Annotated in this window: 22 protein-coding genes and 1 pseudogene; 20 read left to right on the top strand and 3 right to left on the bottom strand. The window is 58.5% G+C overall.

Annotated features, from left to right (window positions below):
- The 3 genes and pseudogenes from HMPREF2847_RS11370 to HMPREF2847_RS10250 all read left to right on the top strand — a co-directional run.
- Positions 1-349 (top strand): annotated as a pseudogene (locus tag HMPREF2847_RS11370) (cobyrinate a,c-diamide synthase); the annotation flags it as partial.
- Between the two features lie 10 nt (positions 350-359).
- On the top strand, positions 360-1,451 hold the full coding sequence (gene cobA, locus HMPREF2847_RS10255; protein ID WP_070852401.1) for a uroporphyrinogen-III C-methyltransferase: 1,092 nt from the start codon (positions 360-362) through the stop codon (positions 1,449-1,451).
- Positions 1,444-1,725 carry a hypothetical protein gene (locus HMPREF2847_RS10250; protein ID WP_246822005.1) on the top strand — a complete coding sequence of 94 codons (282 nt, stop codon included), beginning with the start codon at positions 1,444-1,446 and terminating at the stop codon, positions 1,723-1,725. The genes cobA and HMPREF2847_RS10250 overlap by 8 nt, the downstream gene beginning before the upstream one ends.
- Here HMPREF2847_RS10250 and HMPREF2847_RS10245 read toward each other — a convergent pair.
- Positions 1,722-2,459 carry a YaaA family protein gene (locus HMPREF2847_RS10245; protein ID WP_070852399.1) on the bottom strand — a complete coding sequence of 246 codons (738 nt, stop codon included), beginning with the start codon at positions 2,457-2,459 and terminating at the stop codon, positions 1,722-1,724. The two genes, HMPREF2847_RS10250 and HMPREF2847_RS10245, sit on opposite strands and share 4 nt — an antisense overlap.
- Before the next feature lie 60 nt (positions 2,460-2,519).
- Between HMPREF2847_RS10245 and HMPREF2847_RS10240 the strand changes: the two genes are divergently transcribed.
- The gene (locus HMPREF2847_RS10240) at positions 2,520-4,292 is read left to right on the top strand and encodes a proline--tRNA ligase (protein WP_070852333.1); all 1,773 of its coding nucleotides are present in this window, start codon (positions 2,520-2,522) and stop codon (positions 4,290-4,292) included.
- Here the strand turns inward: HMPREF2847_RS10240 and HMPREF2847_RS10235 are convergent.
- Positions 4,289-5,254, bottom strand: coding sequence for a DUF4439 domain-containing protein (locus HMPREF2847_RS10235; RefSeq protein WP_070852332.1), 966 nt, complete (start codon positions 5,252-5,254; stop codon positions 4,289-4,291). The genes HMPREF2847_RS10240 and HMPREF2847_RS10235 overlap by 4 nt on opposite strands.
- 101 nt (positions 5,255-5,355) lie before the next feature.
- On the opposite strand from HMPREF2847_RS10235, the gene rimP reads away from it, so the two are divergent.
- From rimP to HMPREF2847_RS10190, 9 genes are all read left to right on the top strand, one after another.
- A complete protein-coding gene (gene rimP / locus HMPREF2847_RS10230) occupies positions 5,356-5,928 on the top strand; it encodes a ribosome maturation factor RimP (RefSeq protein ID WP_005509582.1) in 573 nt (190 codons plus the stop codon).
- Positions 5,925-6,911, top strand: coding sequence for a transcription termination factor NusA (gene nusA, locus HMPREF2847_RS10225; protein ID WP_038628709.1), 987 nt, complete (start codon positions 5,925-5,927; stop codon positions 6,909-6,911). The genes rimP and nusA overlap by 4 nt, the downstream gene beginning before the upstream one ends.
- A gap of 171 nt (positions 6,912-7,082) precedes the next feature.
- Entirely contained in the window at positions 7,083-7,475 is a 393-nt protein-coding gene (locus HMPREF2847_RS10220) for a YlxR family protein (protein ID WP_070852331.1), read from the top strand.
- Positions 7,476-7,604: 129 nt separating this feature from the next.
- Entirely contained in the window at positions 7,605-10,361 is a 2,757-nt protein-coding gene (gene infB, locus HMPREF2847_RS10215; protein ID WP_070852330.1) for a translation initiation factor IF-2, read from the top strand.
- Between the two features lie 20 nt (positions 10,362-10,381).
- A complete protein-coding gene (locus tag HMPREF2847_RS10210; protein WP_246822004.1) occupies positions 10,382-10,915 on the top strand; it encodes a hypothetical protein in 534 nt (177 codons plus the stop codon).
- A 455-nt stretch (positions 10,916-11,370) separates the two neighbouring features.
- On the top strand, positions 11,371-11,802 hold the full coding sequence (gene rbfA / locus HMPREF2847_RS10205) for a 30S ribosome-binding factor RbfA (protein WP_070852329.1): 432 nt from the start codon (positions 11,371-11,373) through the stop codon (positions 11,800-11,802).
- 42 nt (positions 11,803-11,844) lie between these two features.
- Entirely contained in the window at positions 11,845-12,906 is a 1,062-nt protein-coding gene (locus HMPREF2847_RS10200) for a DHH family phosphoesterase (protein ID WP_070852328.1), read from the top strand.
- 4 nt (positions 12,907-12,910) lie between these two features.
- On the top strand, positions 12,911-14,287 hold the full coding sequence (locus tag HMPREF2847_RS10195) for an MATE family efflux transporter (RefSeq protein ID WP_083327368.1): 1,377 nt from the start codon (positions 12,911-12,913) through the stop codon (positions 14,285-14,287).
- Positions 14,284-14,979, top strand: coding sequence for a 4'-phosphopantetheinyl transferase family protein (locus HMPREF2847_RS10190; protein WP_246822003.1), 696 nt, complete (start codon positions 14,284-14,286; stop codon positions 14,977-14,979). Before HMPREF2847_RS10195 ends, HMPREF2847_RS10190 begins: the two co-directional genes overlap by 4 nt.
- Positions 14,980-14,995: 16 nt before the next feature.
- Here HMPREF2847_RS10190 and truB read toward each other — a convergent pair whose 3' ends face one another.
- Complete coding sequence (truB, locus tag HMPREF2847_RS10185; protein ID WP_070852326.1) at positions 14,996-15,982, bottom strand: tRNA pseudouridine(55) synthase TruB; 987 nt, start codon at positions 15,980-15,982, stop codon at positions 14,996-14,998.
- A gap of 64 nt (positions 15,983-16,046) precedes the next feature.
- Between truB and HMPREF2847_RS10180 the strand changes: the two genes are divergently transcribed.
- The 7 genes from HMPREF2847_RS10180 to galK all read left to right on the top strand — a co-directional run bounded on the left by HMPREF2847_RS10180 (position 16,047) and on the right by galK (position 25,992).
- Complete coding sequence (locus HMPREF2847_RS10180) at positions 16,047-17,042, top strand: bifunctional riboflavin kinase/FAD synthetase (protein ID WP_070852325.1); 996 nt, start codon at positions 16,047-16,049, stop codon at positions 17,040-17,042.
- 141 nt (positions 17,043-17,183) lie between these two features.
- On the top strand, positions 17,184-17,453 hold the full coding sequence (gene rpsO, locus HMPREF2847_RS10175; protein ID WP_070852324.1) for a 30S ribosomal protein S15: 270 nt from the start codon (positions 17,184-17,186) through the stop codon (positions 17,451-17,453).
- A 504-nt stretch (positions 17,454-17,957) separates the two neighbouring features.
- A complete protein-coding gene (locus HMPREF2847_RS10170; RefSeq protein WP_070852323.1) occupies positions 17,958-20,225 on the top strand; it encodes a polyribonucleotide nucleotidyltransferase in 2,268 nt (755 codons plus the stop codon).
- Positions 20,226-20,383: 158 nt separating this feature from the next.
- Positions 20,384-21,340: an aldose 1-epimerase family protein gene (locus HMPREF2847_RS10165; RefSeq protein ID WP_070852322.1), complete on the top strand. Its 957-nt coding sequence runs from the start codon at positions 20,384-20,386 to the stop codon at positions 21,338-21,340.
- Between the two features lie 271 nt (positions 21,341-21,611).
- Complete coding sequence (locus HMPREF2847_RS10160; protein ID WP_187401066.1) at positions 21,612-23,273, top strand: sodium:solute symporter family protein; 1,662 nt, start codon at positions 21,612-21,614, stop codon at positions 23,271-23,273.
- Positions 23,274-23,289: 16 nt separating this feature from the next.
- Positions 23,290-23,571, top strand: a complete 282-nt coding sequence (locus HMPREF2847_RS10155) for a cell wall anchor protein (RefSeq protein WP_070852320.1) — start codon at positions 23,290-23,292, stop codon at positions 23,569-23,571.
- A 9-nt stretch (positions 23,572-23,580) separates the two neighbouring features.
- On the top strand, positions 23,581-25,992 hold the full coding sequence (galK, locus tag HMPREF2847_RS11985) for a galactokinase (protein ID WP_083327367.1): 2,412 nt from the start codon (positions 23,581-23,583) through the stop codon (positions 25,990-25,992).
- Positions 25,993-26,012: the final 20 nt, after the last annotated feature.

The following is a 26,012-nucleotide window of genomic DNA, read 5'->3' as shown; positions in this document are numbered from 1 at the left end:
AGATCTCGGTGGGCGCCGTATGTGTGGCATCATCCCGGGGCGAGCGCACATGGCACGGTTGAAGTTGGGGTACCGGGAGGCTGTGGCTCTGACTGATTCTGCATTGTGCCCGGTAGGTACGCGCGTGCGCGGTCACGAGTTCCACAAGACAGCGCTCACTGATGACACCGCAAGTGTCGCTGCTGCGGCCGGGTGGCAACCCGCCTGGGGTTGGCGTGGATATCAAGGCGAGACAGTTCGCGACGGCTTCGTTTCCGAGTCTGGGCGGATTCATGCCGGTTACCTGCATGTTCATCCGGTTGGTGCGCCGGGGAACGTCAGTCGCTTTGTTGCTTCGTGCGCCGGGTAAAGTATTAGCTATGAGTTTGCTTCTCAAAGACTACGGCGTGTTGGTGATTGGCGGTTCCACGGCTGCAGAGCGCGTGATTCCTCGGTTGTTGGACTCTGGCGCTGATGTCACTGTGTGTGAGGGTGGGGAAGTAACAACTGCGATTGAGGCCTGGGCTGCAGACGGCCGTATTAGTTTGACCCGCACTGGTTTTACCGAGGCGATGAGCTGGGGCAAGGCTCTCATGGTCTGCTGTGACGAGTCGTTGCTGCGTGAGGTGACACTCGAGGGACACCGCCGAGGTATTCTCGTCGACGATGAAACCGGGACATCCAGCCCGCTTACTCCTGTGGCACTGACCGGCCGTCGCGCGTCGCGCGCTGGGGATCTCGCTGGGCAGGTCGCACTCGTAGGCGGTGGCCCGGGCGATCCTGGTCTGATTACCGTTGAGGGGCGTCGCCTGCTCCGGCTTGCCGACGTCGTCGTTGCAGACCACCTCGGTCCACTGTCGCTGCTCGGTGACTTGGAGCCGGATGTCGAGATTATTGATGCCGGCAAGCTTCCTTACGGTCGCGCCATGGCTCAGGAGCGCATCAATGAACTGCTAGTTCATCGTGCCCGCGAGGGCTACTTTGTGGTCCGGCTCAAAGGTGGCGATCCGTACATCTTCGGCCGCGGTTTTGAAGAGCTTCAGGAGCTGCAGAAGGCAGGGGTACCGGTTCGAGTTGTGCCGGGTATCACCTCGGCACTGGCGGTACCGGGGACGATTGGCATCCCAGTTACCATGCGTGGCGTCAACCACGAATTCACTGTCGTGTCCGGTCACGTCCCACCGGGGCACAAGACTTCGCTAGTCAATTGGGATGCGCTTGGCCACATGCACGGCACTATTGCCATCATTATGGGAGTTAAGAACGGGCCGAAGATTGCCGAGGCTCTGATGAAGGCCGGCCGCAGCCCGAAGACTCCGGCTGCGGTCATCCAGGACGGCACGCTGCCGAATCAGCGATCCCTACGCTGCACGCTCGGCGAGCTTGGCGAGAAAATGGTCGAAGAGGCAATCAAGCCGCCCGCAGTTATCGTCATCGGTGAAGTCGCCGGTCTGGATGAGGGCGATGAGTAAGAGCAACAATTCGAGCAACAACAAGTTGAAGAAGCGCGAGCCAGAGCAGCAAAAGGCAGGGATTGTTACCCGACTGCTTGCCGACGATCAGCTGCGTAGCGCCATCTGGATGGGCGCTGCGACCTTCCTCGTGTTCTACCTCGGAGCCATGATTATCTTCCGACTCCTTCTCCTCGGCGGAGAAGGCTCGCGATACGACAGCATTTTCATCGCCGTCATTGCGCTCATTGCTGCCATTGTGGCAGGCCGGAAGCGCTACAACGACGACATTTAGTTTTCCGGGACGCGGAAGATGAGGGCGCCGTCGTCAAGCGAGACGTCGTATCCTGCGGCGCGCGCGATGTCGACGGCCTCTGTGGGAGAGGTCGGTGCCGTGTCGGAAAGGGCGATGGCACGGGCAAATAGGCCCTTGTAGTGCTTGTTGAAGTGGCTGACGATTTTGCCTTCGGCGGTGAGCACGGTCATCGTTGTCGCGGTCTTGACTTTGCCCAAATTGGCGTAGGTGCCGGAACGAAGGTCGATGAGGAAGTCGACATCATTGAGAGCCTCGGTGATGGCGGTGCCCCAGCGGCGCTTCATCGTGGGAGCTGCGTCGGCAGGCTGATCCGCGAAGGGGAGCTTGACCGTGCCAGACAGACGGTAGCGGGGGATGAGGTCGTCCCCGCCAATGACGCCGAAGAGCGCTGACCCGATGGCGAGTCGAGCACGGCCGGTTTCCGGCAGGTCGCTGGGGGAGAGTGCGTCGTAGAGCACCCCCGTATAGCGCTCGAGAGCCGGCATGGTCGGCGACTCTAGGAGTACAGCATTAGCTGTGACTTCGTCAGCGAGACGTGGCCCCAGTTTCAGTGTTTCCATCGCGGCTTCCCTGTTCGCACTTAACGCCACGAGATCGGCTGCAATGCGCTCGCGGATGGAGTTGAGGGCCCCGAAGCTCAGCGAGGAAAAGTCCACTGCGGGATTGCTGCCACCAGTGGCTTTGGTTTCAGATGGGGGTAGGACTACGAGCATGGGCACCATAGTAATGCCCCGCATGTTGCGCAGAATGATTGACGGGTAAAATCAGCATTCATGATTACGCGAATGTCCCAGCTGTTCCTACGCACACTGCGCGAGGATCCCGCTGACGCCGAGGTCCCTAGCCACAAGCTGCTCGTCCGTGCCGGCTACATCCGGCGAACCGCCCCTGGTGTCTACTCCTGGCTGCCACTGGGCTTGAAGGTTCTGCGCAACGTAGAGAAGGTTGTGCGCGAGGAGATGGAAGGCATTGGCGCACAGGAGCTGGCATTCCCTGCACTGCTCCCGCGTGAACCGTACGAGGCGACGAATCGGTGGACCGAATATGGCCCCGAGCTGTTCCGTCTGAAGGATCGCAAGGGCGCGGACTACCTGCTGGGGCCGACGCACGAAGAGATGTTCGCGCTAGCTGTCAAGGATCTTTTCAGCTCCTACAAGGATTTCCCGACAACGCTGTTCCAGATTCAGACCAAGTACCGCGACGAGGCCCGCCCGCGCGCGGGTATTCTGCGTGGCCGCGAGTTCGTGATGAAGGACTCCTACTCCTTCGACATGGACGACGAGGGGCTGGAGAATTCTTATCAGTTGCACCGCGGTGCCTACCAGCGAATTTTTGACCGGCTGGGCATTAAGTACGAAATCTGCCACGCCACCTCCGGCGCTATGGGCGGTTCGGCCTCCGAGGAGTTCCTGGCTGTTAGCGAAAATGGCGAAGACTCCTTCGTAGTCTCCACCGACGGTGAGTACGCCGCCAACGTTGAAGCCGTGAGAATCCCGGCAGTCGAACCGCAGCCGATTGAGGGACAGCCGGAGGCGAAGGTTTACGAGTCTCCGAACTGCACCACCATTGCAGCGCTTGTTGATTGGGCCAATGGCGTGGACCTCGGACGCGAGGTCACCGCTGCCGATACTTTGAAGTGCGTTCTCGTCGCCGTCGACCCGAAGAAGGTCGATAAGGAGGGCAACGCCCTGCCGGAACAGCTCACCGCAGTCCTGGTTCCCGGTGACCGTGAGGTCGATGAAAAGCGTCTCGAGGTCGCATTTGAACCGGGTGAGGTGCGCTTGCTGGAGGACAAGGACTTCGCAGCCAATGACTTCCTGATTAAGGGCTACGTCGGCCCGCAGGGGCTCGCTGATCACGGCGTGAAGGTCCTAGCTGACCCACGCGTAGCGGAGGGCACGAATTGGATTGCGGGCGCCAACGAGGATGGCAAGCACATCGTCGGTGTGGTCGCCGGTCGCGACTTCCAGATTGACGGTATTTGCGATGTCGCAGAGGTGCGTGACGGCGACCCGGCTCCGGAGGGGCATGGCACGCTAAAGATCGAGCGCGGCATCGAGATTGGTCACATTTTCCAGTTGGGCCGCAAGTACACCAACGCCTTTGAAATTGACATCCTCGATGTCAACGGTAAGCGTGCTCGTCCGACGATGGGGTCCTACGGTATTGGTGTGTCCCGTCTGGTCGCTGTCCTCGCAGAACAGCAGTTGGATGAAAAGGGCCTGAAGTGGCCAGTTGCCGCAGCACCGTACAAGGTTCACATCGCTGTGGCCGGTAAGAACGCCGAAGCAGCTGAGGCCGCTGAACGTCTGGCGGAAGACCTCAGTCAGCAGGGCATTGAGGTGCTTTTCGACGACCGTCCGAAGGTCAGCCCCGGTGTGAAGTTCAAGGACGCTGAGTTGCTGGGTATGCCGTTTGTGGTCATCTTTGGCCGTGGCTACGCGGACGGCAAGGTGGAGCTGCGTAACCGCCTGACCAACGAGACCGACGAGGTCGCCGCTGACGGCATTGCAGCTCACGTCGCGGAGCTGGTTCGCAAGGCTTAGAGTCCCGGCAGCGGCTCCAAGTTGTTGCCACCTAGCGCTGCCGCTCCGGCGGCAGCCACGCCAGCTGCCTGCAGTGCGAACATACGCATCCGAGGGTTATTGGCAGCGAGCAATACGTCTTCCCACGCCTGGGCGCAATAGCGCTCCAACGCAATCATGTAATCGACGGGTGCCGTATCCGGTGAAGGAGCATCTTCCGGCATATAGCCAGGTGCGCTCTCCGGCACCTCAACGTCGGAATCCTCCAAAATTAGCCGGGCACGATCGCGCAAAATACGGTGGCGCTCGCCACGAGCCAAAAGAGCAGTAGTGGTATCGCCTCCGACACGTGGTGCGGCGACGCCAACACCGTAAATCATCATGTATTCGGCTTGCAGTGCCTTAGTCATCTGATCTTCGGCACCCGAGATTTCATCCCTGTCACTGGGAATCAATGGGACAATCTCCTCCCACTCAGCGCCCGCAGCACGCAGAGCGAGGACTATACCGCCATCGACAGCCGTGGCAAGGCGCGCAGTGTGCTCCTCCCGCAATGCAGTGCGTGAATCCAGAGCCTTCGTCAGTACCGGACTATTTCGCGAGTCCGTGAGCAGTAACGTCGCATCGACACCGGCAGCCAGGGATCCTGGGACTGCGACGTCCGAGCCGCATTCATCGACAGGTTTACCGTCCTTGCGGGTACCGCAGGCGCGTGTGATTTCCTTATCCAGTTCGGTGACCTGCGCGGAGCGCACAGCTGCGAGGTCAGGATCGGCGTCGATAAGCGAATGTGCATCGCGTGCCGCCAGTGCGTGGAGAACCTCAATGGCGTAATCCGGGCGTGGTGCCACCAGATGCGAGCACGCGGAGAGCGCGGGAAGTGACCCCACGGCGAGGGCAGCAGTGAGGAAGCCACGGCGCGAGAGAGTGCGAGTGCGACGCGATGCGGAAGCAGAACTGGGGGCGGGAGGTTCAACAATCACCTCACTATGGTGCCACGGCGGGCGGCACTTTGTATCAATGCGGTGCGTGGAAAGTGCCCAGGTGCGCAATTCCTAGCGCTTGACCTGTAGACTCTACGACTATGGCGATACCCGCACCCGAGAAAATTGAACAGTTTGTGAGCCCGGCGCTCGCACAAATCGGCCTGGATGTGGAAGATGTCAAGGTCGTTCGCGCCGGCGCAAAGTCACAGGTCATTGTGTTGATTGACGCAGATGAGCGTCCTGACCTCGATGTTCTGGAACAGGCCACGCATGAAGTATCTTCCGCTCTGGATGCCGCGGAGGCACGTGGCGAAGCCGACTTCGGCGCTCAGGGCTACACCTTGGAAGTTTCCACTCCTGGTATTGACGCACCGCTGACGCAGCCACGGCACTGGCGACGTAACCGTGGTCGCATTGCGGAAATTTCGCTTGCCGACGGTTCCGCGATTGCAGCCCGCATTGGTGCGCTGTCGCCGGATGAAGAATCCATCATTCTCGTTACCTCTAAAGGGCCAAAGGGGCGGTTGAAGGCTGTTGGTCAGCGTGTCCAATTAACCAATGTGGCCCGTGCAGTGGTACAAGTTGAATTCTCTAATCCGCCCGCAGCCGAGAAAGATTTTGCGGGACTAGACTATGACGATGCCTTGACCAGGCTGGAGGATAACAAGTGAAGATTGAACTAGCTGCCCTGCGAACCTTGGAAAGGGAAAAGGGTATTCCTGTCGACGAAATGCTGGGACTGGTCGCCCGGGCATTGCGTGAAAGCTACCGTAATACCACCGCACCGGCACAGTATGCGCGCGTCGAAATCGACCGTGAGACCGGTGACGTCATAGTCTTTGCTCAGGAGCGAGACGACGAGGGCAATCTCATCTCCGAATGGGACGATACTCCGGAGGACTTTGAGCGTACCGCTGCATTCGCTGTTCGTCAGACCATCCTTTCGCGTCTGCGGGATGCGGAAAGCGACAAGGTTCTCGACGAATACGCAGACCTGTCTAACCAGGTCATTTCCGGCGTGGTCCAGCGCGATGTCTATGCCAATGAAAAGGGCATTGTCGTCGTCCACATCGGTTCGGAGGCCAATGGTCGCGACGGTATTCTGATGCCGGCTGAGCAGCTGCCAGGTGAGGAACTCAAGCACGGTGACCGCATCAAGTGCTACGTCGTCGGTGTGAACAAGACACCGCGGGGTGTTGCGATTCACCTGTCACGCACGCACCCGGAGCTCATTCGCAAGCTCTTCGAACTTGAAGTTCCGGAGGTTGCCGATGGGGCAGTGGAATTGATTTCGATTGCACGCGAGGCTGGTCACCGCACCAAGGTTGCTGTACGTCCCACGGTCAAGGGGCTCAATGCTAAGGGCGCCTGCATTGGGCCGCGCGGTCAGCGCGTGAGCTCGATTATGAATGAGCTCAAGGGCGAGAAGATTGACATCATCGACTACGACGAGGATCCGGCGAAGTTCGTTGGTAACTCGCTGGCGCCAGCCAAGGTCGTCAGTGTCAAGATTTTGGACATGGATGAGCGCCGTGCACATGTAGTGGTGCCCGACTACCAGCTCTCGCTTGCTATCGGCAAGGAGGGACAGAATGCCCGTCTGGCGGCTCGTCTGACCGGCTGGCGAATCGATATCCACTCCGACGCGGAGTAGACGCAACGTCAGCGTCCCAGCGGTTGCGAAAGTGGCGGGAAAGTGCCTAGGGGGTTGGCACTTTTCCGCCTTTTCGGGTTATGCTGGGAAGTGGCCAAACGACAAGGCGTGATTTTCCTATGCGAATTTTCGCGCTGAATTTCTTAGCAGGAAGGTGGGTGCGTCAGGAGTATGACGGCTTCGCGGGTGACAAACCCGAATTCGACAACTCATACACCTGCACCCACACGTACCTGTATTGCAACTAAGCAGCGTCGCAATTGCTCGGAGCTGCTGCGCATTGTCGCTACCACCCGTTCAGATGGCTCAGTAGCCGTCGTTGCTGATCCGCGTCGTCGGATGCAGGGACGAGGTGCCTGGATTACCCCAACACTAAAAGCTTGGGAGATCGCCGACAAGCGCCGTGCATTTGGCCGCGCACTGAAGGTATCTACGCAGGTAGATGCGTTTCCGGTTAAACAGTTTATCGCCACGCACTACGAAGTGGCGGAGGTTTTCGCCCCCGCTGACGATGTGCGTGTCGCTAAGCAGGGAGGCAGGAAAAATGACACCAGAAAGACCTGAACACTGATGAGCACACGATGAAGCATCAGCGATGAACGGCAATAGATAAGAGGGAGCCCTGCAGGCGCTCTCGGTGCGCGGACGAATCCGCCATCGGGCGCTGCTCGGCCCCCACTAGTGAGGAGAGCAGTGTCCGGAAAGCTACGTGTCCATGAGCTCGCTAAGCAGCTCGGGGTCACCAGCAAGGAACTACTCGCCGAGCTGAAGGCTCAGGGCGAGTTTGTTAAGACCGCTTCTTCGACGGTGGAACCACCCGTCGTCAGGAAGATGAAGAAGGTCTACGAAGAGAAGAATGCTGGTGCAGGTGCTGACGCGTCTGCACAGGCCCCAGCTACGAAGGCTGCAGCTAAGCCTGCTGCTAAGTCGGGTGCCAAGCCAGCAGCTAAGCCAGGTGCCAAGCCGGCTGCACCAGCGGCGGCAAAGCCGGGTGCCAAGCCAGCTGCAAAGCCAGGTGCCAAGCCGGCTGCACCAGCGGCGGCAAAGCCGGGTGCCAAGCCGGCTGCACCAGCGGCGGCAAAGCCGGGTGCCAAGCCAGCAGCACCGTCCCGTTCGCCGAAGCCGGGACAGGAAATGCCACGCCCGCCGAAGCCTGCTGGCCCGAAGCCAGGGCCGAAGCCAGGCGCACGCGCACCGCGTGTGGCGAACAACCCATTCTCGACCGGCGGATCGTCCCGTCCGGCACCGCGGCCGTCCAACATGCCGCGTCCGCAGGGCGGTCCTGGCCGTCCGGGTCCGAAGCCGGGTGGACGCCAGGGTGGCCCTCGCCCGCAAGGTGGACAGGGCCGCGGTAATAAGTCGGGCGGCAATCGCCCGACTCCGGCGATGATGCCTTCGCACCCGAACCCGGGACAGATGCCTGCAAAGGCAAGCCGCGGTGGCGGTGGCGGTGGCTTCGGCGGCCGTGGTCGCGGCCCAGGTGGTCCGGGTGGTGGACCGCGCGGTGGTCGCGGCGGACGTCGCGGTGGAACTGCAGGCGCATTCGGGCGGCCAGGAGGCGCCCCGCGTCGCGGACGCAAGTCGAAGCGTCAGAAGCGCAACGAGTACGAGGCAATGCAGGCACCATCCGTGGTGGGTGGCGTCAAGCTGCCTAACGGTAAGGGCAAGACCATTCGCCTCGCACGCGGCGCATCGTTGTCCGACTTCGCTGAGAAGATCAATGCCGATGCCGCAGCACTGGTTCAGGCATTGTTCAACCTCGGTGAAATGGTTACGGCAACTGCATCGGTGTCCGACGAGACCCTGCAGCTGCTCGGTGACGAGATGGACTACAAGGTCCAGGTTGTTTCGCCTGAGGATGAGGACCGCGAACTGCTTGAATCCTTCGACCTCCAATTCGGTGAGGATGAGGGCGACGATGAGGACCTGGAACAGCGCCCGCCAGTGGTGACTGTGATGGGCCACGTCGACCACGGTAAGACGCGCCTGTTGGACACGATTCGTAAGGCCAACGTTGGTGGCCACGAGTCCGGTGGTATTACCCAGCACATCGGTGCCTACCAGGTGCCGGTGGAGCTAGACGGCGAGAAGCGCAAGGTTACCTTCTTGGATACCCCGGGTCACGAGGCGTTTACCGCCATGCGTGCTCGTGGTGCCAAGTCGACCGATATCGCGATTCTGGTTGTTGCAGCTGATGACGGCGTCATGCCGCAGACGGTTGAGGCTATTAACCACGCCAAGGCCGCTGATGTGCCGATCGTCGTTGCAGTCAACAAGATTGATAAGGAAACTGCAGATCCGCAGAAGATTCGTGGTCAGCTGACTGAATACGGTCTCACTGACGAAGAGTGGGGCGGCGACACTATGTTCGTCGATATCTCCGCTAAGCAGGGCCTCAACATCGATCAGCTTCTCGAAGCAGTGCTGTTGACTGCCGACGCTTCGTTGGATCTGCGCGCCAACCCGGATATGGACGCTCAGGGTGTCGCCATCGAGGCTCACCTTGACCGCGGCCGTGGTCCGGTGGCAACCGTTATCGTTCAGCGCGGTACGTTGCGCGTCGGTGACTCCATCGTTGTCGGTGACGCATATGGTCGTGTTCGCCGCATGGTCGATGAGTACGGCAACGACGTCGATGAGGCCGGTCCTTCCCGTCCGGTTCAGGTGCTCGGCCTGACCTCCGTACCGGGTGCTGGTGACAACCTCCTGGTTGTTGACGAGGATCGTACGGCCCGCCAGATTGCAGACCGCCGCGATGCACGTCGTCGTAATGCACTGCAGGCACGTCGTCGCAAGCGCGTCTCCCTGGAGAACCTGGACGAGATCCTGAAGGAGACCAACACCCTCAATCTGATCCTGAAGGGCGACAACGCCGGTACCGTCGAGGCACTCGAAGAAGCCCTGCTCAAGATTGAGGTCGACGACGAGGTCGCACTGAACATCATCGACCGTGGTGTCGGTGCTGTTACTCAGACCAACGTCACGCTGGCTGCTGCGTCTGACGCCGTCATCATCGGCTTCAACGTTCGCTCCGAGGGTAAGGCCACAGAGGTTGCCAACGCTGAGGGCGTTGACATCCGCTACTACACGGTGATTTACCGTGCTATCGAGGATGTCGAGGCTGCTCTGAAGGGCATGCTCAAGCCGGTCTACGAGGAGAAGGAGATTGGTCGTGCAGAGATTCGCGCCATCTTCAAGTCCTCCGCAGTTGGCCTCATCGCCGGCTGTATGGTCGAGTCCGGCAAGGTCCGCCGCAACGCGAAGGCTCGCCTGGTTCGTGACGGCAACGTCATTACGGATTCGGCGACTATCGAGTCGCTGAAGCGAGAGAAGGACGATGCTACCGAGGTGGCAGCCGGTTACGAGTGCGGTATGGTGCTGTCTTACCCGGACATCCAGGTGGACGACGTTATCGAGGTCTACGAGATGGTCGAGGTTCCGCGCACGTAGCAACGTAGGCTAAACACTGCGTGAACTTTGATAAGGCGCTCCCTTCGGGAGCGCCTTTTTGCGTAGCATTTGGGCCAACGCTGCTTTTCGGGACCGACGACGTATACGACCTTATTGAGGACGCAGCGTTGGCGAATGATCCTCGTGCAAGTTGGTCACTGTGCATCAATAGTGTTGTCGATTTGTGCCACTATAAGACTCCCACCAGAGAATTAGAGGCAAGCTGCGAAGACTATGATTTCGATATGCAGCGGTTTTTCAGTTCGGGAAGGCTGTTGGATTTCGAGGTACCGTTCGCTAATGGTGAACACGTCGAGGTACTACATCCGACGGATGTGGCTGAATGGGAACAAACCCATGGCAGCGTGGCGCCCAAGGATAAAAACGGTGATGTAAGTTATCTTTTTCATCCGCTGGAGCTAGGTAATGTTGCGATTAAATGGATTTTCGGTATCGAGGGAGAAACACCATTGCAGGACAGCGTGATGGATTCACTGCCTGACTGTTCTCATGTTAATGGGTTACCGATGTACAGCTTCGTGGAGCGCCGTTAAGAGCGTACGGGTAGGCCGTTAGCTGTAGGCAAAGATTCTGAGCTGCTCCCTGGCGTGACGTTTCCGACTGTTGAATTGATGTGGGGCAGCGGGCTTTGTTTTTGAGGAGACCGCGTTTCAGCTGCGCAATTCCGTGGTAGCGACCCCCAAGCCGTCGATGACATCGATGATGGCGGCAGCATTGTCGTGATGATTAATAGGCTATTAACAAAGGGTGAGTGTGCGGCGAAGCAAGTGGCTGCACCCGGTAGAGGAGCTTAGGCGAAGTCGCGAAAAATGCGGTTCGAAGTTGAGTAGTGTTTTGCGTGTTAGTATTAGCAGTCCTTTGTATTGAACCGTTTTGCCGGATCCCAAATGGGTCTTTGTCAGCGAAGGGGCACTTCAGGCCTCACGCTATATGGGGTCTAGCTACGAATGGTTGCGCACAGATATAGATAGATAGGGAGTAGCCGAAAATGGCAGATCCAGCACGCGCGCGCAGGCTGTCCAAGCGTATTCAGGAGATTGTCGCCAGCGCAATTGAGCGTGAGATTAAGGACCGGCGTCTGGAGTTTGTGACTATCACCGACTGCCGCGTCACCGGCGATTTGCACGACGCCACAGTCTTTTACACTGTGCGCGGACGTACGCTCGACGAGGAACCGGACTACGAGTCGGCAGCAGCAGCGCTGGAAAAGGCGAAGGGGCAGCTGCGTTCCCTAGTCGGTCGTGGCACCGGTGTGCGCTACACACCGACGCTGGCTTTTGAGGTTGACACGGTGCCGGAGATTTCCGCGCACCTTGAGGCGCTGCTTGATAAGACTCGCGCGCGCGACGCGGAATTGGCTGAGCAGGCCAGAAACGCAAAGCCCGCAGGCGATGCCAACCCATACCGCGACGAGGAGTAAAACTCTCCACCGGCCACATCTATCGATGAAAGGGGCACCCACGTGACCACTTCTCCGCAGGCTCAGGAGCAGGCAGCTCACCAGCTTTCCCAGGCGATTAATCGCCGCATGTCCAAGCCGATTCAGCAGATGCAGGATATGCTTGCCGACGCTAAGAAAGTCGGCGTCATTGCCCATGTTCACCCCGATGCGGATGCGATTGGTGCCGCATCTGCGATGGTCATGGCACTTGTACAGCGTGGCATTTCGGCTGTCGCCAGCTACGGTGAGAGCGATTTGCCTGCCAAGTCGCTGCTGACCATCCCCGGATGGGAACGCTTCGTCGAGTACACGGACCTGGATGAAGACATTGACACGTGGGTGACTGTCGACTGCGCAAGCCCGGGGCGTCTCGGTGCGCTCGAAGATCGCGTGATGGCCTCCGATCGCGTTATCAATGTTGACCATCACGCGACCAACACTCGCTTTGGGTCCGTCAACATGATTGATGAACTCGCAGAGTCCTCGACCATGGTGCTCCTGGACTTCTTTGGTGTCTGGGGTATCAAGCTGACCACGCCGATGGCTCATGCTCTCTACGCCGGGCTGTTGACGGATACCGCGTCGTTCCAGTTCGGCCGTTCTCGCATGCACACTGCAGCGGCGCGCCTGCTGGATAAGGGGCTCGATCCGCGCACGATTGGTGCACAGCTGCTGGAAGAGCATCCGTTTGCCTACCTGCCGTTCCTGGGCACGGTGCTTTCCACCGCGACATTGGTGCCCGAGTGGGGCGACGGCGCAGGCCTAATCCACGTCGTCATTGAGTACGACCAGACCGCCGAAGTTGGCCACGATGAGATTGAATCGGTCGTGGACATTGTGCGTACGACCAATGCGGCCGATGTCTGTGCGGTACTTAAGGAGTATGAGCCAGGCCAGTGGGCGGTCTCGCTGCGTTCTCGCGAGCTTGTCGATGTCTCCCAGGTCGCCCTGGAAATTGGCGGCGGTGGCCACGAGCGCGCAGCCGGTCTGACTCGCGATTGCAGCAAGGATGAGCTGCTGCAAGCCATCCTGGACACCAGCGATGTCGCAGCCCAGGCACGCCGAGGCACAAGCGAGGCCTAGGGGATTGTCGGACTCGCGAGAAACTCAGGAGCGCACTGAGGCTGAGCAAACTGGCATAGAGCGAACCGGGCACAGTGCGAAGTCAGATGTCAGCCTTCGCGCAATCGTTTCGCTGGCGCTGCCAGCATTGGGCGTTCTTGCTGCGCCCGCACTCTATGTGCTGCTGGATACGGCTGTCATCGGTCGGCTCGGAGCCATCCAGCTTGCGGCGCTTGCTGCTGGTTCGACGGTATTTTCCGTGGTAACTACGCAGCTTACTTTCTTGGCTTACGGCACGACCGCCCGATCAGCGCGAGCCTTTGGCAGGGGCAACGTGGACGAGGCGGTCGAAGAGGGGCTGCAAGCGACGTGGGTCGCCATCTTTGTGGGCCTGAGCCTCTTTGCCATCATCGTGGGGTTGGCACCGGTGTTTACCGGTTGGTTAGCTCCTCATCCGGAGGTCGCTCATGATGCCGGGCAATGGTTACGAGTTGCTGCTTTCGCCATTCCGCTGACGTTGATTGCGCAGGCTGGAAATGGTTGGTTACGAGGTATCCAAAACACCCGCTCGCCGCTGCTATTTGTGCTCTCAGGCCTTGTTCCGGCCGCCATTGTGATTGTGCCTCTGATCCGCGCCTTCGGTCTCGAGGGCTCTGCGATGGCCGTTCTTTTCGGCGAATTGATTACCGGCGGGCTGTTCCTCCGCAGTCTTTTCAAAGAGTGCTCTAACCGCAAGCTCTCCATGCGCCCGAATGGCACCATTATCAAAAGCCAGCTCGTCCTCGGTCGCGATCTCATCGTTCGCTCCTTGTCCTTCCAGGTAGCGTTCCTCTCTGCCGCGGCGGTTGCTGGCCGCGTTGGGCCGACCACGCTAGGTGGGCACCAGGTCATGCTGCAACTGTGGAATCTGATCTCGTTGGTGCTCGACTCGTTAGCGATTGCTGCACAGACGCTCGTCGGTGCAGCGTTGGGCGGTAGCTCCACGGCCGTTGCCCGCTGGACTGGCAAGCGAGTTACTGTCTGGTCAAGCGTCATTGCTCTCGGCCTAGCGGCCGTCTTCGCAGTGGGTAATGCCAGTATCGTCCGCATTTTTACCGACTCCATAGGCGTGATTGACGCAGTCACCGCCGGACCATGGTGGATTCTTGTCGCAATGATTCCTATCGGCGGTGTCGTCTTCGCGCTCGATGGCGTGTTGCTCGGCGCCGGCGATGCAGCCTTCCTCCGTAACGCCACCGTTAGCGCGGTCCTGTGCGGATTCCTCCCACCGGTCTGGCTGGCTCAGGCATTTGGTTGGGGGCTGACCGGCGTATGGTGCGGTCTCTTGGCATTCATGATTCTGCGACTCATCTTTGTCGCTACCCGTTTCCGTGGAGAGAAATGGTACGGCATCAGCGCATGAGTGTGCTTACCGACGTCCAGGAGTACCTGGCCGGGCATTTACCCGCCGGTAGCCGGCTGGTCATTGACTCCAATGCCGAGCGTCCTTTTAGTGATGCGGAATTGCAGCAGCTCCATAGCGCTGAATTGAGGCTGTCTGATAGTGCAGCACCTGCTCGAATCCGTGATTTCACCCGAGGGCGCCTCGCTGCGCATGAGGCGTTGCGACGGCTTGGAGAGTCTGCCCCAGGTGGGATTGGCGTGTCGCCCACCGGAGCGCCGCTGTGGCCGCGAGGAGTCGTGGGGTCAATTAGCCACTGCGACGGGGCCGTGGCAGCTGTGTCCGCGAGCGCTGAACAGCTGCAGGGGATTGGCATCGATGTCGAGGTCGAGCAGACTCTAGAGTTAGGAATCATAGATGCAGTCTTGCGCACTGACGAAGCTCGCTTGGATCCGCTGGTGCAATTTAGCGCCAAGGAATCAGTGTACAAACTCTGGGAGCCGATAGTCGGGCAGTGGCTAGACTTCGACGAAGTTTCCGTGCAACCGAGGAAGAGACGGATAGCAGCGCGAGGTTTTTCCCGAGGACTCGCAGGCGGACCTCTACAGCTAACATTTCACCGTGAGATTCCCGACGCCTTCGGCGGAGTAAAGGGCTTCTGGGCCCGCGGCGCAGGCGTCGTTGCCACCGCGGTGTGGCTCGAGCAGTGTTAAAAGCCTTGAGAAGTAGTTACAGCGTGGCCGGGCGTACCACGAAGACCGTCTTGGCCCGTTTGCCGGATTCTGTGAGCAGCGCCGGGACCTTTCCCGTTGGAGACACCGCCGCATAGACTCCAGGTTTTCCGATTGGCTCCAGCCACTTGCCCTGAGCCAAATCAGCCGCCTGCTGTTCAGTAATTTCGCGGGTATCAAAGCAACGCAGGCAGGCCGCGTCCAGACTCATCGGCAGCAAGGAAGCGGCGCGCTCCGGAAGGGGGCGTCGCATCTCCGCAATTTCTGGATTGGCGGTGTCGAATTGCTCGGCTTTCGCTGTGAGCTCGTCGATAGTCAATGCTTCTTCAATAGTGAAAACGCCGGCGGCAGTACGTCGTAGAGCGGTGAGATGACCACCGACTCCCAGTGCATCCCCCAAGTCACGAGCTAAGGCGCGGATGAAAGTGCCGGCAGAGCAGTCGACCTCCACGTCGATATCGATGCACTCCCCGGGACGGGAAGGATCGGAGTCGTGGCGGATGTCCAGAACCTCATAGCGGGTGATTGTCACCGGGCGCGCTGGGATATCGACCTTCTCGCCACGGCGGATGCGCTCGTAGGCGCGGACACCGTCAATCTTCACTGCGGATACCGCCGCAGGTTTTTGCATGATCGTGCCGGTGAACTTCGCAATTTCCTCTCGAACCATTTCATCGGTCACCGATGCCGCTGACGATTCGGAGAGCAACTCGCCTTCGGCGTCGTCGGTAAGTGTGGCAGCGCCGAGCCGAATGGTGGCTTGGTAGGACTTCGTGTCCGCGTGGACATGGGGTAGGAAACGCGTGCCGCGGCCGATGCCGAGGACGAGCACACCGGTGGCCATTGGGTCGAGGGTGCCGGAGTGGCCGACCTTCTTGGTGCGGAAGATTCGACGGAGTTTGCCCACTACATCGTGGCTTGTCCAGCCTTGGGGCTTGTCGACGATGGCAATGCCGGAGTCTGCAATCGGATCGAAGTCGGTCATAGACGCAATCCTATGTTGCGCTATATGCGGTGTGTTAAACGGTGACCAGTTACACTAGCTCTTTGTGGAGATTTGGTATGGCTTGGACAATGCACCCGAAGACCTGGGGGACACGGTCGTAACCATCGGAGTGTTCGATGGTATTCATCTAGGACATAAGCGCCTGATAGCTGCTGCAGTCAGTGACGCTCGCGCTCGTGGCGTGAAGTCGCTGTTGATGACTTTCGACCCCAACCCCGTAGCGCTGTTTGCCCCGGATAAGGTGCCGCCGGCACTGTCCACCGTGTCCCGTCGTGCCGAGCTGGCAGAGGCGGAGGGAATTGATGCCATGCTCGTCGTGCCCTTCGACAAGAACTTCTCCAGCATCCCCCCAGAAGACTTTGTACGCACCGTTATCCGCGACAAGCTGAGTGCACAGGCCGTCTTTGTCGGCCAGAACTTCACCTATGGGCAGAAGGCCGCGGGCACCGCCGAGACTATGCCGGAGCACGGCCGGAAGTGTGGGGTCGACGTCACCATCGTCGACCTCCTCGACGTCACTGCCGCGGATTCGACCGAACGCGTTTCGTCGACACGTATTCGCGGTTTGCTTGCCGACGGAGCGGTGTCCGCAGCCGCCTCGTGTCTCGGGTACTTCTACCGTGTCGATGGTGACGTTATTCCCGGTCAGGGGCGTGGGGGAGCGCAGCTGGGCTTTCCGACCGCCAATATTGACTTCGCCGAGGGCTTGGCAGTCCCGGCTGATGGTGTCTACGCGGCATGGTTTACGGCTCAGCCGACGGCAGCCCGCCCGGAGCCGGACCCGAAGGGCGATATCGAGTTTGGGGTGCGCTACCCAGCAGCCGTGTCGGTGGGCACTAATGTGACCTTTGGAGACACTGATCGAACGGTCGAGGCCTACGTGATTGACCGTCACGCGGACCTCTACGGCGCCGCCGGGCAGGTTGAGTTTGTCGATCGGATTCGCGGAATGGAGAAGTTCGACTCGGTCGAGGAGCTCATTGACCGGATGAACCAGGACGTAGTAGACACCGAGGCCATTTTGGCAAAGACCGATTAGCTGTTAAAGTAAAACGCTGGCTGTGACTGCGGTCCACAAGCAGTTGCGAGGAATCAGCTGCCAAAAGCTGTTTGGTTCCGGGAAAGCCGAGAATGTGGACTGAAAAAACGACCATAATTTGATTCAAGGAGTTAGATTTACATGGCTTTGAACACTGCAGAAAAGGCTGAGATCCTCAAGGAGTTCGGCCTGCACGAGACCGACACCGGTTCCCCGGAGGCTCAGATTGCACTGCTGACCGCTCGTATTCGTCAGCTGACCGAGCACCTGAAGTTCCACAAGCACGATCACCACTCTCGTCGTGGTCTGCTGCTGCTGGTCGGTCGCCGCAAGGGCCTGCTGCAGTACCTGCAGGACAACGACGTTGAGCGCTACCGTAAGCTGATCGAGCGCCTTGGTCTGCGTCGCTAAGATTTCCCTTAAGGTCCTGTTTGTCAGAGCTTCATTGGTGTAAATTGCTCTGTTAATTCAAGGCTTTTAAGCTTTTAGACCCGCCGTTTGGGTTTCCATTGGATGGAAGCTCACGGCGGGTCTTTTTGCTCACTTGTCGTTGTGGTATTCACTCATCGATGCGCTGTAGCGTGGCCACAAGTGAATACCTCATCGACATGTGGAGGGGGCTGACCGACAGCGTGCGCATAAGTGCCGGGGCACCATCGATAAGACACGGTAATTCGTCGACAAGACACGGTAATCCATCGATGAGTGAAGAGAAGTCATCGATAAGTGCCCCCGCTCCGCAAACTCCTAGAACCCCGCGTAGGTGTAAAACCCAGGTGACAGTGAGAGATCTCCGACTCGCCCAATACGAGAACTTCCCGGGTTACCTGGTAGAATGCTGGGCGCAAACAAAGTCCACTCGATTTGATGAAGGCGACATCGATGATCGCCGCTATTTCTAGGAGTAAGAAACCTATGGCCAACAGCAAGGCTGTTGAATTTTTCTTTGATGAGGATTTCGGTATTACCGAGGCCGTTGCCACCATCGACAATGGTGATTTCGGCACCCGCACCATTCGCTTTGAAACGGGCCAGCTGGCTCGTCAGGCCGATGGTTCGGTGACCACTTACTTGGACGAGGAGACCATGCTCCTGTCCACCGTCACTGCTTCCAACCAGCCCCGCGAGGGCTTTGACTTCTTCCCGTTGACCGTCGACGTTGAAGAGCGTATGTACGCTGCGGGCAAGATTCCGGGTTCGTTCTTCCGCCGTGAAGGTCGCCCGTCCACCGACGCCATCCTGGCATGTCGTCTGATTGACCGTCCGCTGCGCCCGACCTTCGTCAAGGGCCTGCGCAACGAGGTACAGGTTGTCGTCACCGTCATGTCCTGGGATCCGCAGGACCGTTACGACGTTGTCGCAATCAACGGCGCGTCAGCTGCAACTCAGCTTTCCGGGCTGCCGGTTTCCGGCGCTGTCGGTGGCGTCCGTATCGCGCTTGTTGCTGATGACAAGCACCCGGAGGGTGCATGGGTCGCTTTCCCGACCGAGGAACAGCACGAGCAGGCTCTGTTCGAGATGGTTGTCGCTGGCCGTATCGTTACCCGCAAGCGTCGCGGCAAGAACGTCGAAGATGTCGCCATCATGATGGTGGAGGCCGGAGCGGGGGAGACCGTCGTCAAGCGTATTGCTGACGGTGCACCGGCACCGACCGAGGACATCGTCGCCGCTGGCCTCGAGGCAGCAAAGCCGCACATCAAGGTTCTGTGTGAGGCACAGAAGGGTCTGGCTGAGCGCGCAGCGAAGGAAACGCAGGAGTTCCCGCTGTTCCCGGCATACAGTGATGAGATTTTTGACGCAGTCGAGAAGAAGTCCGCTAAGAAGCTGGCCAAGCTGCTCACGATCCCGGGTAAGCAGGATCGAGATGACGCCACCAACGAGTACATGGAGGACGTCGAGGGGCAGCTGCTGGAGCGCTTCGTCTCCGATGATGTCGACGAGCAGGCTGTATCTAAGCAGATTCGCGCTGCATACAACGCAGTGATGAAGCAGATTGTCCGTGAGAAGATTCTGGCTGAGGGCTTCCGCATCGATGGTCGCGGTGTTACCGACATTCGTGACCTGGGCGTTGAGGTCGGCTTGGTTCCGCGTGCCCACGGCTCTTCGCTGTTTGAGCGTGGCGAGACCCAGATTCTGGGTGTCACCACTTTGGACATGCTGAAGATGGAACAGCAGATTGACTCGCTGACCCCGGTTACTTCCAAGCGCTACATCCACCACTACAACTTCCCGCCGTACTCCACCGGCGAGACCGGTCGAGTTGGCTCTCCGAAGCGCCGCGAGATTGGTCACGGGGCACTGGCTGAGCGTGCTCTGCTGCCGGTCGTGCCGTCCCGTGAGGAGTTCCCGTACACCATTCGCCAGGTCTCCGAGGCCCTTGGATCTAATGGTTCGACCTCCATGGGTTCGGTCTGTGCTTCGACTCTGTCGCTGTACAACGCCGGTGTGCCGCTGAAGGCTCCGGTTGCCGGTATCGCCATGGGCCTGGTTTCCGGCGAGGTTGACGGTGAGAACCGCTTCGTCGCGCTGACCGATATCCTCGGTGCAGAGGACGCATTCGGTGACATGGACTTCAAGGTCGCTGGTACTGCTGACTTCATTACCGCACTGCAGCTGGACACTAAGCTCGACGGTATTCCGTCGAAGGTTCTGGCCGATGCCCTGTCCCAGGCTCGTGACGCACGTCTGGCCATCCTCTCCACCATGGCTGAGGTCATCGAGTCTCCGGACGAGATGAGCGGTCTCGCTCCGAAGATCACCACCGTTAAGGTTCCGGCGTCCAAGATCGGTGAGCTCATCGGCCCGAAGGGCAAGACAATCAACGGCATCACCGAGGAAACCGGTGCTGATATCTCCATCGAGGACGACGGCACCGTATTTGTCTCGGCAACTTCCGGTAAGGCCGCGGACGCTGCAATTGAGCAGATTAATGCGATTGCTAACCCGCAGCTGCCGAAGGTCGGCGAGCGCTACCTGGGCACTGTCGTGAAGACTGTCGCTTTCGGTGCTTTCGTCTCCCTGACTCCGGGCCGTGACGGTCTGATTCACATCTCCAAGCTCGGTGGCGACAAGCGCATCGAGAAGGTTGAGGATGTTATCAATGTCGGCGACAAGATTCAGGTCGAAATCGCTGATATCGACAACCGCGGCAAGATCTCGCTGGTTCCGGTCGAGGACGACTAATGCTTGGCGACGGAGGATGTGCTGTATGTAGCCTCCGACAACGCGAGTAGCGATGGCGCGGTTAGGTCACAAATTGACCTAACCGCGCTTTTGTTTTTGGGTTAATCTCGGGTTTCGAAGGGATTAATTTTCGAACCCACGTGGAAGGTGATTTGCGCATGGAACTTGTCGCGCACGATCATGAATTCATCGACATTGCCGCCGGTGACTACGTCGCAAGTATTTCCCAGTTCGGTGGTGGCCCGAGATCACTGGAGTACTGTGGCCTGCCACTGCTGACAGACTATCCCAAAGGATTCAATCCACCGTTGTCCGCAGGTACGCTCCTGGCTCCGTGGCCGAACAGGGTCGCTGACGGAGTATTTATCTTTGATGGGGAAATCCACCGGCTAGATATTTCGGAGCCGTCCCGGGCGAATGCTATTCATGGGTTCGTTGCAGATCGCGTTTGGCCCGTGGTCGATTCTGATGACAGTAGCGTCACCTTGGGAGTGGAAGTTGAGCCACAGCCGGGTTGGCCTTGGGAACTCGGTATGACCGTGCGTTGGCAAGTCACGGCTGCAGATGGCCTATCGGCAGAGTTCACAGTGCATAATCGCAGCGATAGGGAGTGCCCGTTTGGTCTGGGCTGGCATCCTTACTTAAGCGCGTTGGGCGCTGATTTCGGTAGTTGCACACTGCGGTTGCCCGTTGATAAAAACCTGCCACTGGAGCCAATTCGAAACTTGCCCGCCGGTCCAGCGGTGCCAGCGGAGACAGTGGTTCCCAGCCTTCGAGAGGGAGCATCTCTGGTTGGACTGTGGCTGGATCACTGCTTCTTTGCTGCCGAGGAAACAGCCGAGAGTAGCTCACCGCGCCGTCGTGAAGCGCATTTGGTTGGACCAAATGGCAAGGGTGCTGTGCTCTGGGCCGATGATGAATTCCGGTTCTTCCAGGTCTATGTTGCTGACGCTGGACGACGAGAAGGATTTCCTGGGCACGGTAGTGCGATTGCGGTGGAACCAATGACATGTCCGCCGGATGCGCTCCGCTCCGGTACCGGTTTGCTGCGACTTCAGGCTGGAGAGACAACAACTCTTGCCATGGGACTGCGCGCGGAGACGGGCGGAAAATAGTTTTACTCAGCTCAGAGGACTGCAGCCCCCTCAACTGGGTTAAATCCTTCTTAATTAATTCACCTTGAATTAAGAAAGGAAACTACACTAGGGACGAATGTAAAAGAATAGGTCTTCCTTTGTGCAGGGTCGTGGCGATCTGCCTGCGGTAGGTCTAGCCACTTTCACGACTATTGTTGGGCGTGCGCCATATCAGGTGCCGAGATAAGGGAAATCCCTATTCGTGCATTTTCTGAATACGTATCAACCGCCTAACCGCAAGGAGGCCGTCGTGATAGTGGCGCAATCAGCCTTAAGACTCGATGCGACATGGGTGGATTACTCCATCGTTGCTCTGTACTTCCTATTCGTCCTCGGTATTGGCTGGGCTGCACGAGCTAAAGTGTCCAGCTCCATTGACTTTTTCCTCTCAGGGCGCTCACTGCCAGCCTGGGTGACAGGGCTGGCGTTCATCTCAGCTAACCTAGGTGCCGTGGAAATCGTCGGCATGTCCGCAAATGGTGTGCAATACGGTTTCCAGACCATGCACTACTTCTGGATTGGTGCCGTCCCAGCCATGGTGTTCCTGGGCATTGTCATGATGCCCTTCTACTATGGCTCTAAGGTTCGCTCAGTTCCGGAGTTCATGCTGCGTCGTTTTGGTCCCGGTGCACACCTGGTCAATGCAATCTCTTTCGCTATCGCGCAGCTGCTGATTGCAGGCATTAACCTTCTGCTTCTGGCCAAAGTGGTCAATGCGCTACTCGGCTGGCCGCTGTGGCTGACATTGGTAGTCGCCGCAGTCATTGTGCTGTCCTACATCACGCTGGGCGGACTGTCCGCGGCAATCTACAACGAGGTACTTCAGTTCTTCGTGATTGTCGCAGCTCTATTGCCACTGACTCTGATCGGCCTGCACAGCGTCGGCGGATGGTCGGGGTTGAAGGAAAGGGTTGCCACTGAATCGCACTTCCACACCTGGCCTGGCACGGATATTTCTGGTTTCGATAACCCGGTAGTTTCAGTCATCGGACTGGTCTTTGGCCTCGGCTTCGTGCTGTCGTTTGGCTACTGGACAACCAACTTCGTGGAAGTTCAGCGCTCCATGGCCGCCGACTCACTGTCGGCCGCCCGCAAGACTCCAATCATCGGTGCTTTCCCGAAGATGTTCATCCCGTTCATCGTGGTGCTGCCGGGCATGATCGCCGGCGCCACCGTCGCACCAATCATGGATCAGACCGCCAAGCCTAACGACGCAATTCTCTACCTAATGAGAGATTTGCTACCCAACGGTCTGCTGGGCATCGCAATCGCCGGTCTGCTAGCAGCCTTCATGGCCGGCATGGCGGCGAATATTTCCGCGTTCAATACAGTCTTTAGCTACGACATTTGGCAGACCTACGTTGTCAAAAATCGAGCAGATGATTACTACCTCAAGGTTGGCCGTATCGCTACCATCGGCGCGACCGGCATCGCAGTGTTCACCGCACTGATTGCCGATAATTTCGGCAACGTCATGGACTACTTGCAGACTCTATTCGGCTTCTTCAACGCACCGTTGTTCGCTACCTTCCTTATCGGTATGTTCTGGAAGCGCATGACACCGACAGCAGGTTGGACGTCTCTGCTTGCAGGAACGGGTGCCGCGATTTTGTACTGGTACATCTCCGAGTTCACGTCGGCAAGCGCAACTATCTTTGACCTGCCGGGGCAGGGCACTGCGTTCGCTGCCGCCTCCGTGGCATTCGTCGTCGATATTGTGGTGGCCGTCGTCGTTTCTCTCATGACAACGCCGAAACCCGATGAGGAGCTGGTGGGCTTCGTCAAGTCCGTCACGCCGAAGGCTCACTTCACAGATGCTGCTGAGGCAGAGCTGCCGTTGTTACAGCGAACTGTTCCGCTGGGTATCTTGTGCCTGGTGATGGCCGTAGTTCTCAACATTGTTTTCGCATAGGAGCTAGTGAGAAATCATGTCACGGACGCAAAACAATTCAACTGTAAAAGCGACTGTCAGCGCCGGTAAAAAGAAAGCAGGTGCCTTTGACATTCGCAACGTCATTGGGGCGCTGCTTGGCCTTTACGGCATCATTTTGCTTCTGTCGTGGTTGTTCCTCGATCCTGGGGTCAACCCTGAGACCAATGTTGCCAAAGAGCCGACGTATAACCTGTACAGCGGAATAGCCCTGCTCCTCTTTGCAACCGTTTTCTATGCCTGGGCAAAACTACGCCCAACGGTTGTCGAAGAATCATAAGGAGGATAAATGACAACCGACGACCAGCACTCTCACGCTTTTTCGGTAACGCGCACTACGCTTGCCGACGGTCGTGAGCTAATTTACTTCGACGATGAACCGGACTATGTCTCGGGCAAAAAGACTCGAAAGTTAACCGACGAACGTGATTTGCCACAGGCAATTACAGAGTCGGAGCTGCGCCAAGATCCGCTGACGGGTGATTGGTACTGCTACGCGGCACACCGCATGAACCGCACCTTTATGCCTCCTGCTGGCGAGAACCCCTTAGCTCCGACGCTACCGGGACAACTTCCCACAGAGGTGCCTGCCAGCGACTACGACGTGGTGGTTTTTGAAAACCGATTCCCATCGCTTTCTATGCACATGGAAGTTCCGGATGACTTTGCTCAGACTGTCGACGGCGCCGAGATTTTCCCGCGGAAGCCGGCCTTGGCTCGGTGTGAGGTTGTCTGCTTTACTCCGAATGTTTCGGACTCCTTCCGGGATCTGACTTTCACTCGTGCTCGCACCGTTATTGAAGCGTGGGCGCACCGCACTGCGGAACTCAGCAAGCTCGAAGGTGTGCGGTTGGTGTTCCCCTTTGAAAACAGGGGCAAGGAAATTGGGGTAACGCTGCAGCATCCTCATGGGCAGATTTACTCGTATCCGTATCTGCCACCACGAGCGGCAGCCATTGTCGCACGCGCGAAAGCCCACTTCGAAACTACCGGTCGTGACCTCTTCGAGGATGTCCTGGAGGCCGAAAAGGCTTCAGGTCGACGAATCATCGCAGAAGGGGAGTACTTCACCGCATTCGTCCCAGCTGCAGCTAAGTGGCCAGTCGAAGTCATGATTATGGCTAACCGCGCTGTCGGTGATTTTCAGGAGCTGACCGATGCGGAGAAGGACGAACTGGCAGCAATGTATCTTGACCTGCTGCGACGTATTGACCGATTCTTCCCCGGCATCGACAAAACGCCGTACATCGCTGCCTGGAACCAAGCTCCGGTAGGCGAGGACCACCAGTTTGGGCGCCTCCATTTGCAGCTCTATTCCATGATGCGCTCTGCAGGACGCATGAAATTCCTCGCTGGTTCAGAGTCCGGGCAAGGAGCCTGGATTTCGGATACGACCCCAGAGGCAATCGCTGACCGCTTCCGGGAGCTTGGCCAGCCTCGCTGGATGCGCACTCGTCCCCATAAGCAGGCCGTATCTGATGTAACAGAGCAATTTCGTCGCAGCTTCGGTTCGGAACCACAGGGTGTCTTTCGCGCCCCAGGCAGAGTCAACCTAATTGGCGAACATGTCGATTATGCCGGTGGCATCTGTCTGCCATTCGCGTTGGCGCAGAGTACTTTTGCAGCGGTGGGTGCTCAGACTGCCGGGGACTCGTGGACAGTGCGAATCGTTTCGGACTTGATGGACAAGGACGATGCCGCAGACGGTGACAGGCCGGTTAATATCGCAATGTCCGATGTCGGTCCGAACTCTCCTGCAAATTGGACGGGATACGCAGTTGGCACTATCTGGGCTATGCGTGAGGCAGGGCTGTTGCCTGCAGATTGCCCAAGCCTTGACATTGCGATTTCCTCCGATGTGCCGGTCGGCTCTGGGTTGTCTAGCTCCGCCGCTCTGGAGTGTTCTGTCGGCGTTGCAGCCTTCGAACTCGTCCACGGTCGTGCACCAAACGATGAAGAGCAGCAGGGAATTGTTGAGGCGGCTATCCGCGCAGAAAATGAGGTCGTTGGTGCCTCTACCGGGGGTCTGGATCAGCGTATATCCATCAAGGGCCAGGAAAAACACGCACTGGCCATTGACTTTGCGAAGAGTTCTGACCAGCTTGTCAAGGCTGCTTTCGCAGGCGAGGACCTAGAAATTTTGGTGATCAACACCAATGTTCGACATAGTCTCTCGGATGGTCAGTATGCGACGCGTCGCGGAATCATTGATGCCGTGACAAATGGTCTTGGGGTATCTGATTTCCGCGGTCTGGATGATGCAGTTGGTGCTGCTATCAATTGGGCGAAGGAGAACGTCCCAGCTGAGACAGATAGGGATCAGTGGGTTGATACGGTGGCGCGCCGAGTGCGTCACGTTGTTACCGAAATTGACCGGACGGCACAGGCGATTGAAAAGCTTTCCGAGGGGGACTTCGAGGCCTTTGGCACTTTGATGGTGGCAAGCCATCTTTCGCTGAGGGATGACTACGAAGTTTCCTGTCCAGAGCTGGATATTGCTGTAGACGTAGCGCTTGAGCAGGGCGCGCTTGGTGCCCGAATGACTGGCGGTGGCTTTGGTGGCAGTGCCATTGCGCTGCTGCCACACGACCGTGTCAATTCTGCAGCGAATGCAGTTGCGTCGGCTTTCCGTGACCGAGGAATGTCGGAACCGGAGTTTTTCGTTGGAAATCCGGGGCCGGGAGCAAGCCGCCTAGTCTAGGCGGTATTACTCCCGGTCTC

The sequence above is a fragment of the Corynebacterium sp. HMSC074C03 genome (genome assembly GCF_001838285.1).
GTDB lineage: Bacteria > Actinomycetota > Actinomycetes > Mycobacteriales > Mycobacteriaceae > Corynebacterium > Corynebacterium amycolatum.
This window is presented reverse-complemented; position numbering and strand designations above follow the sequence as displayed.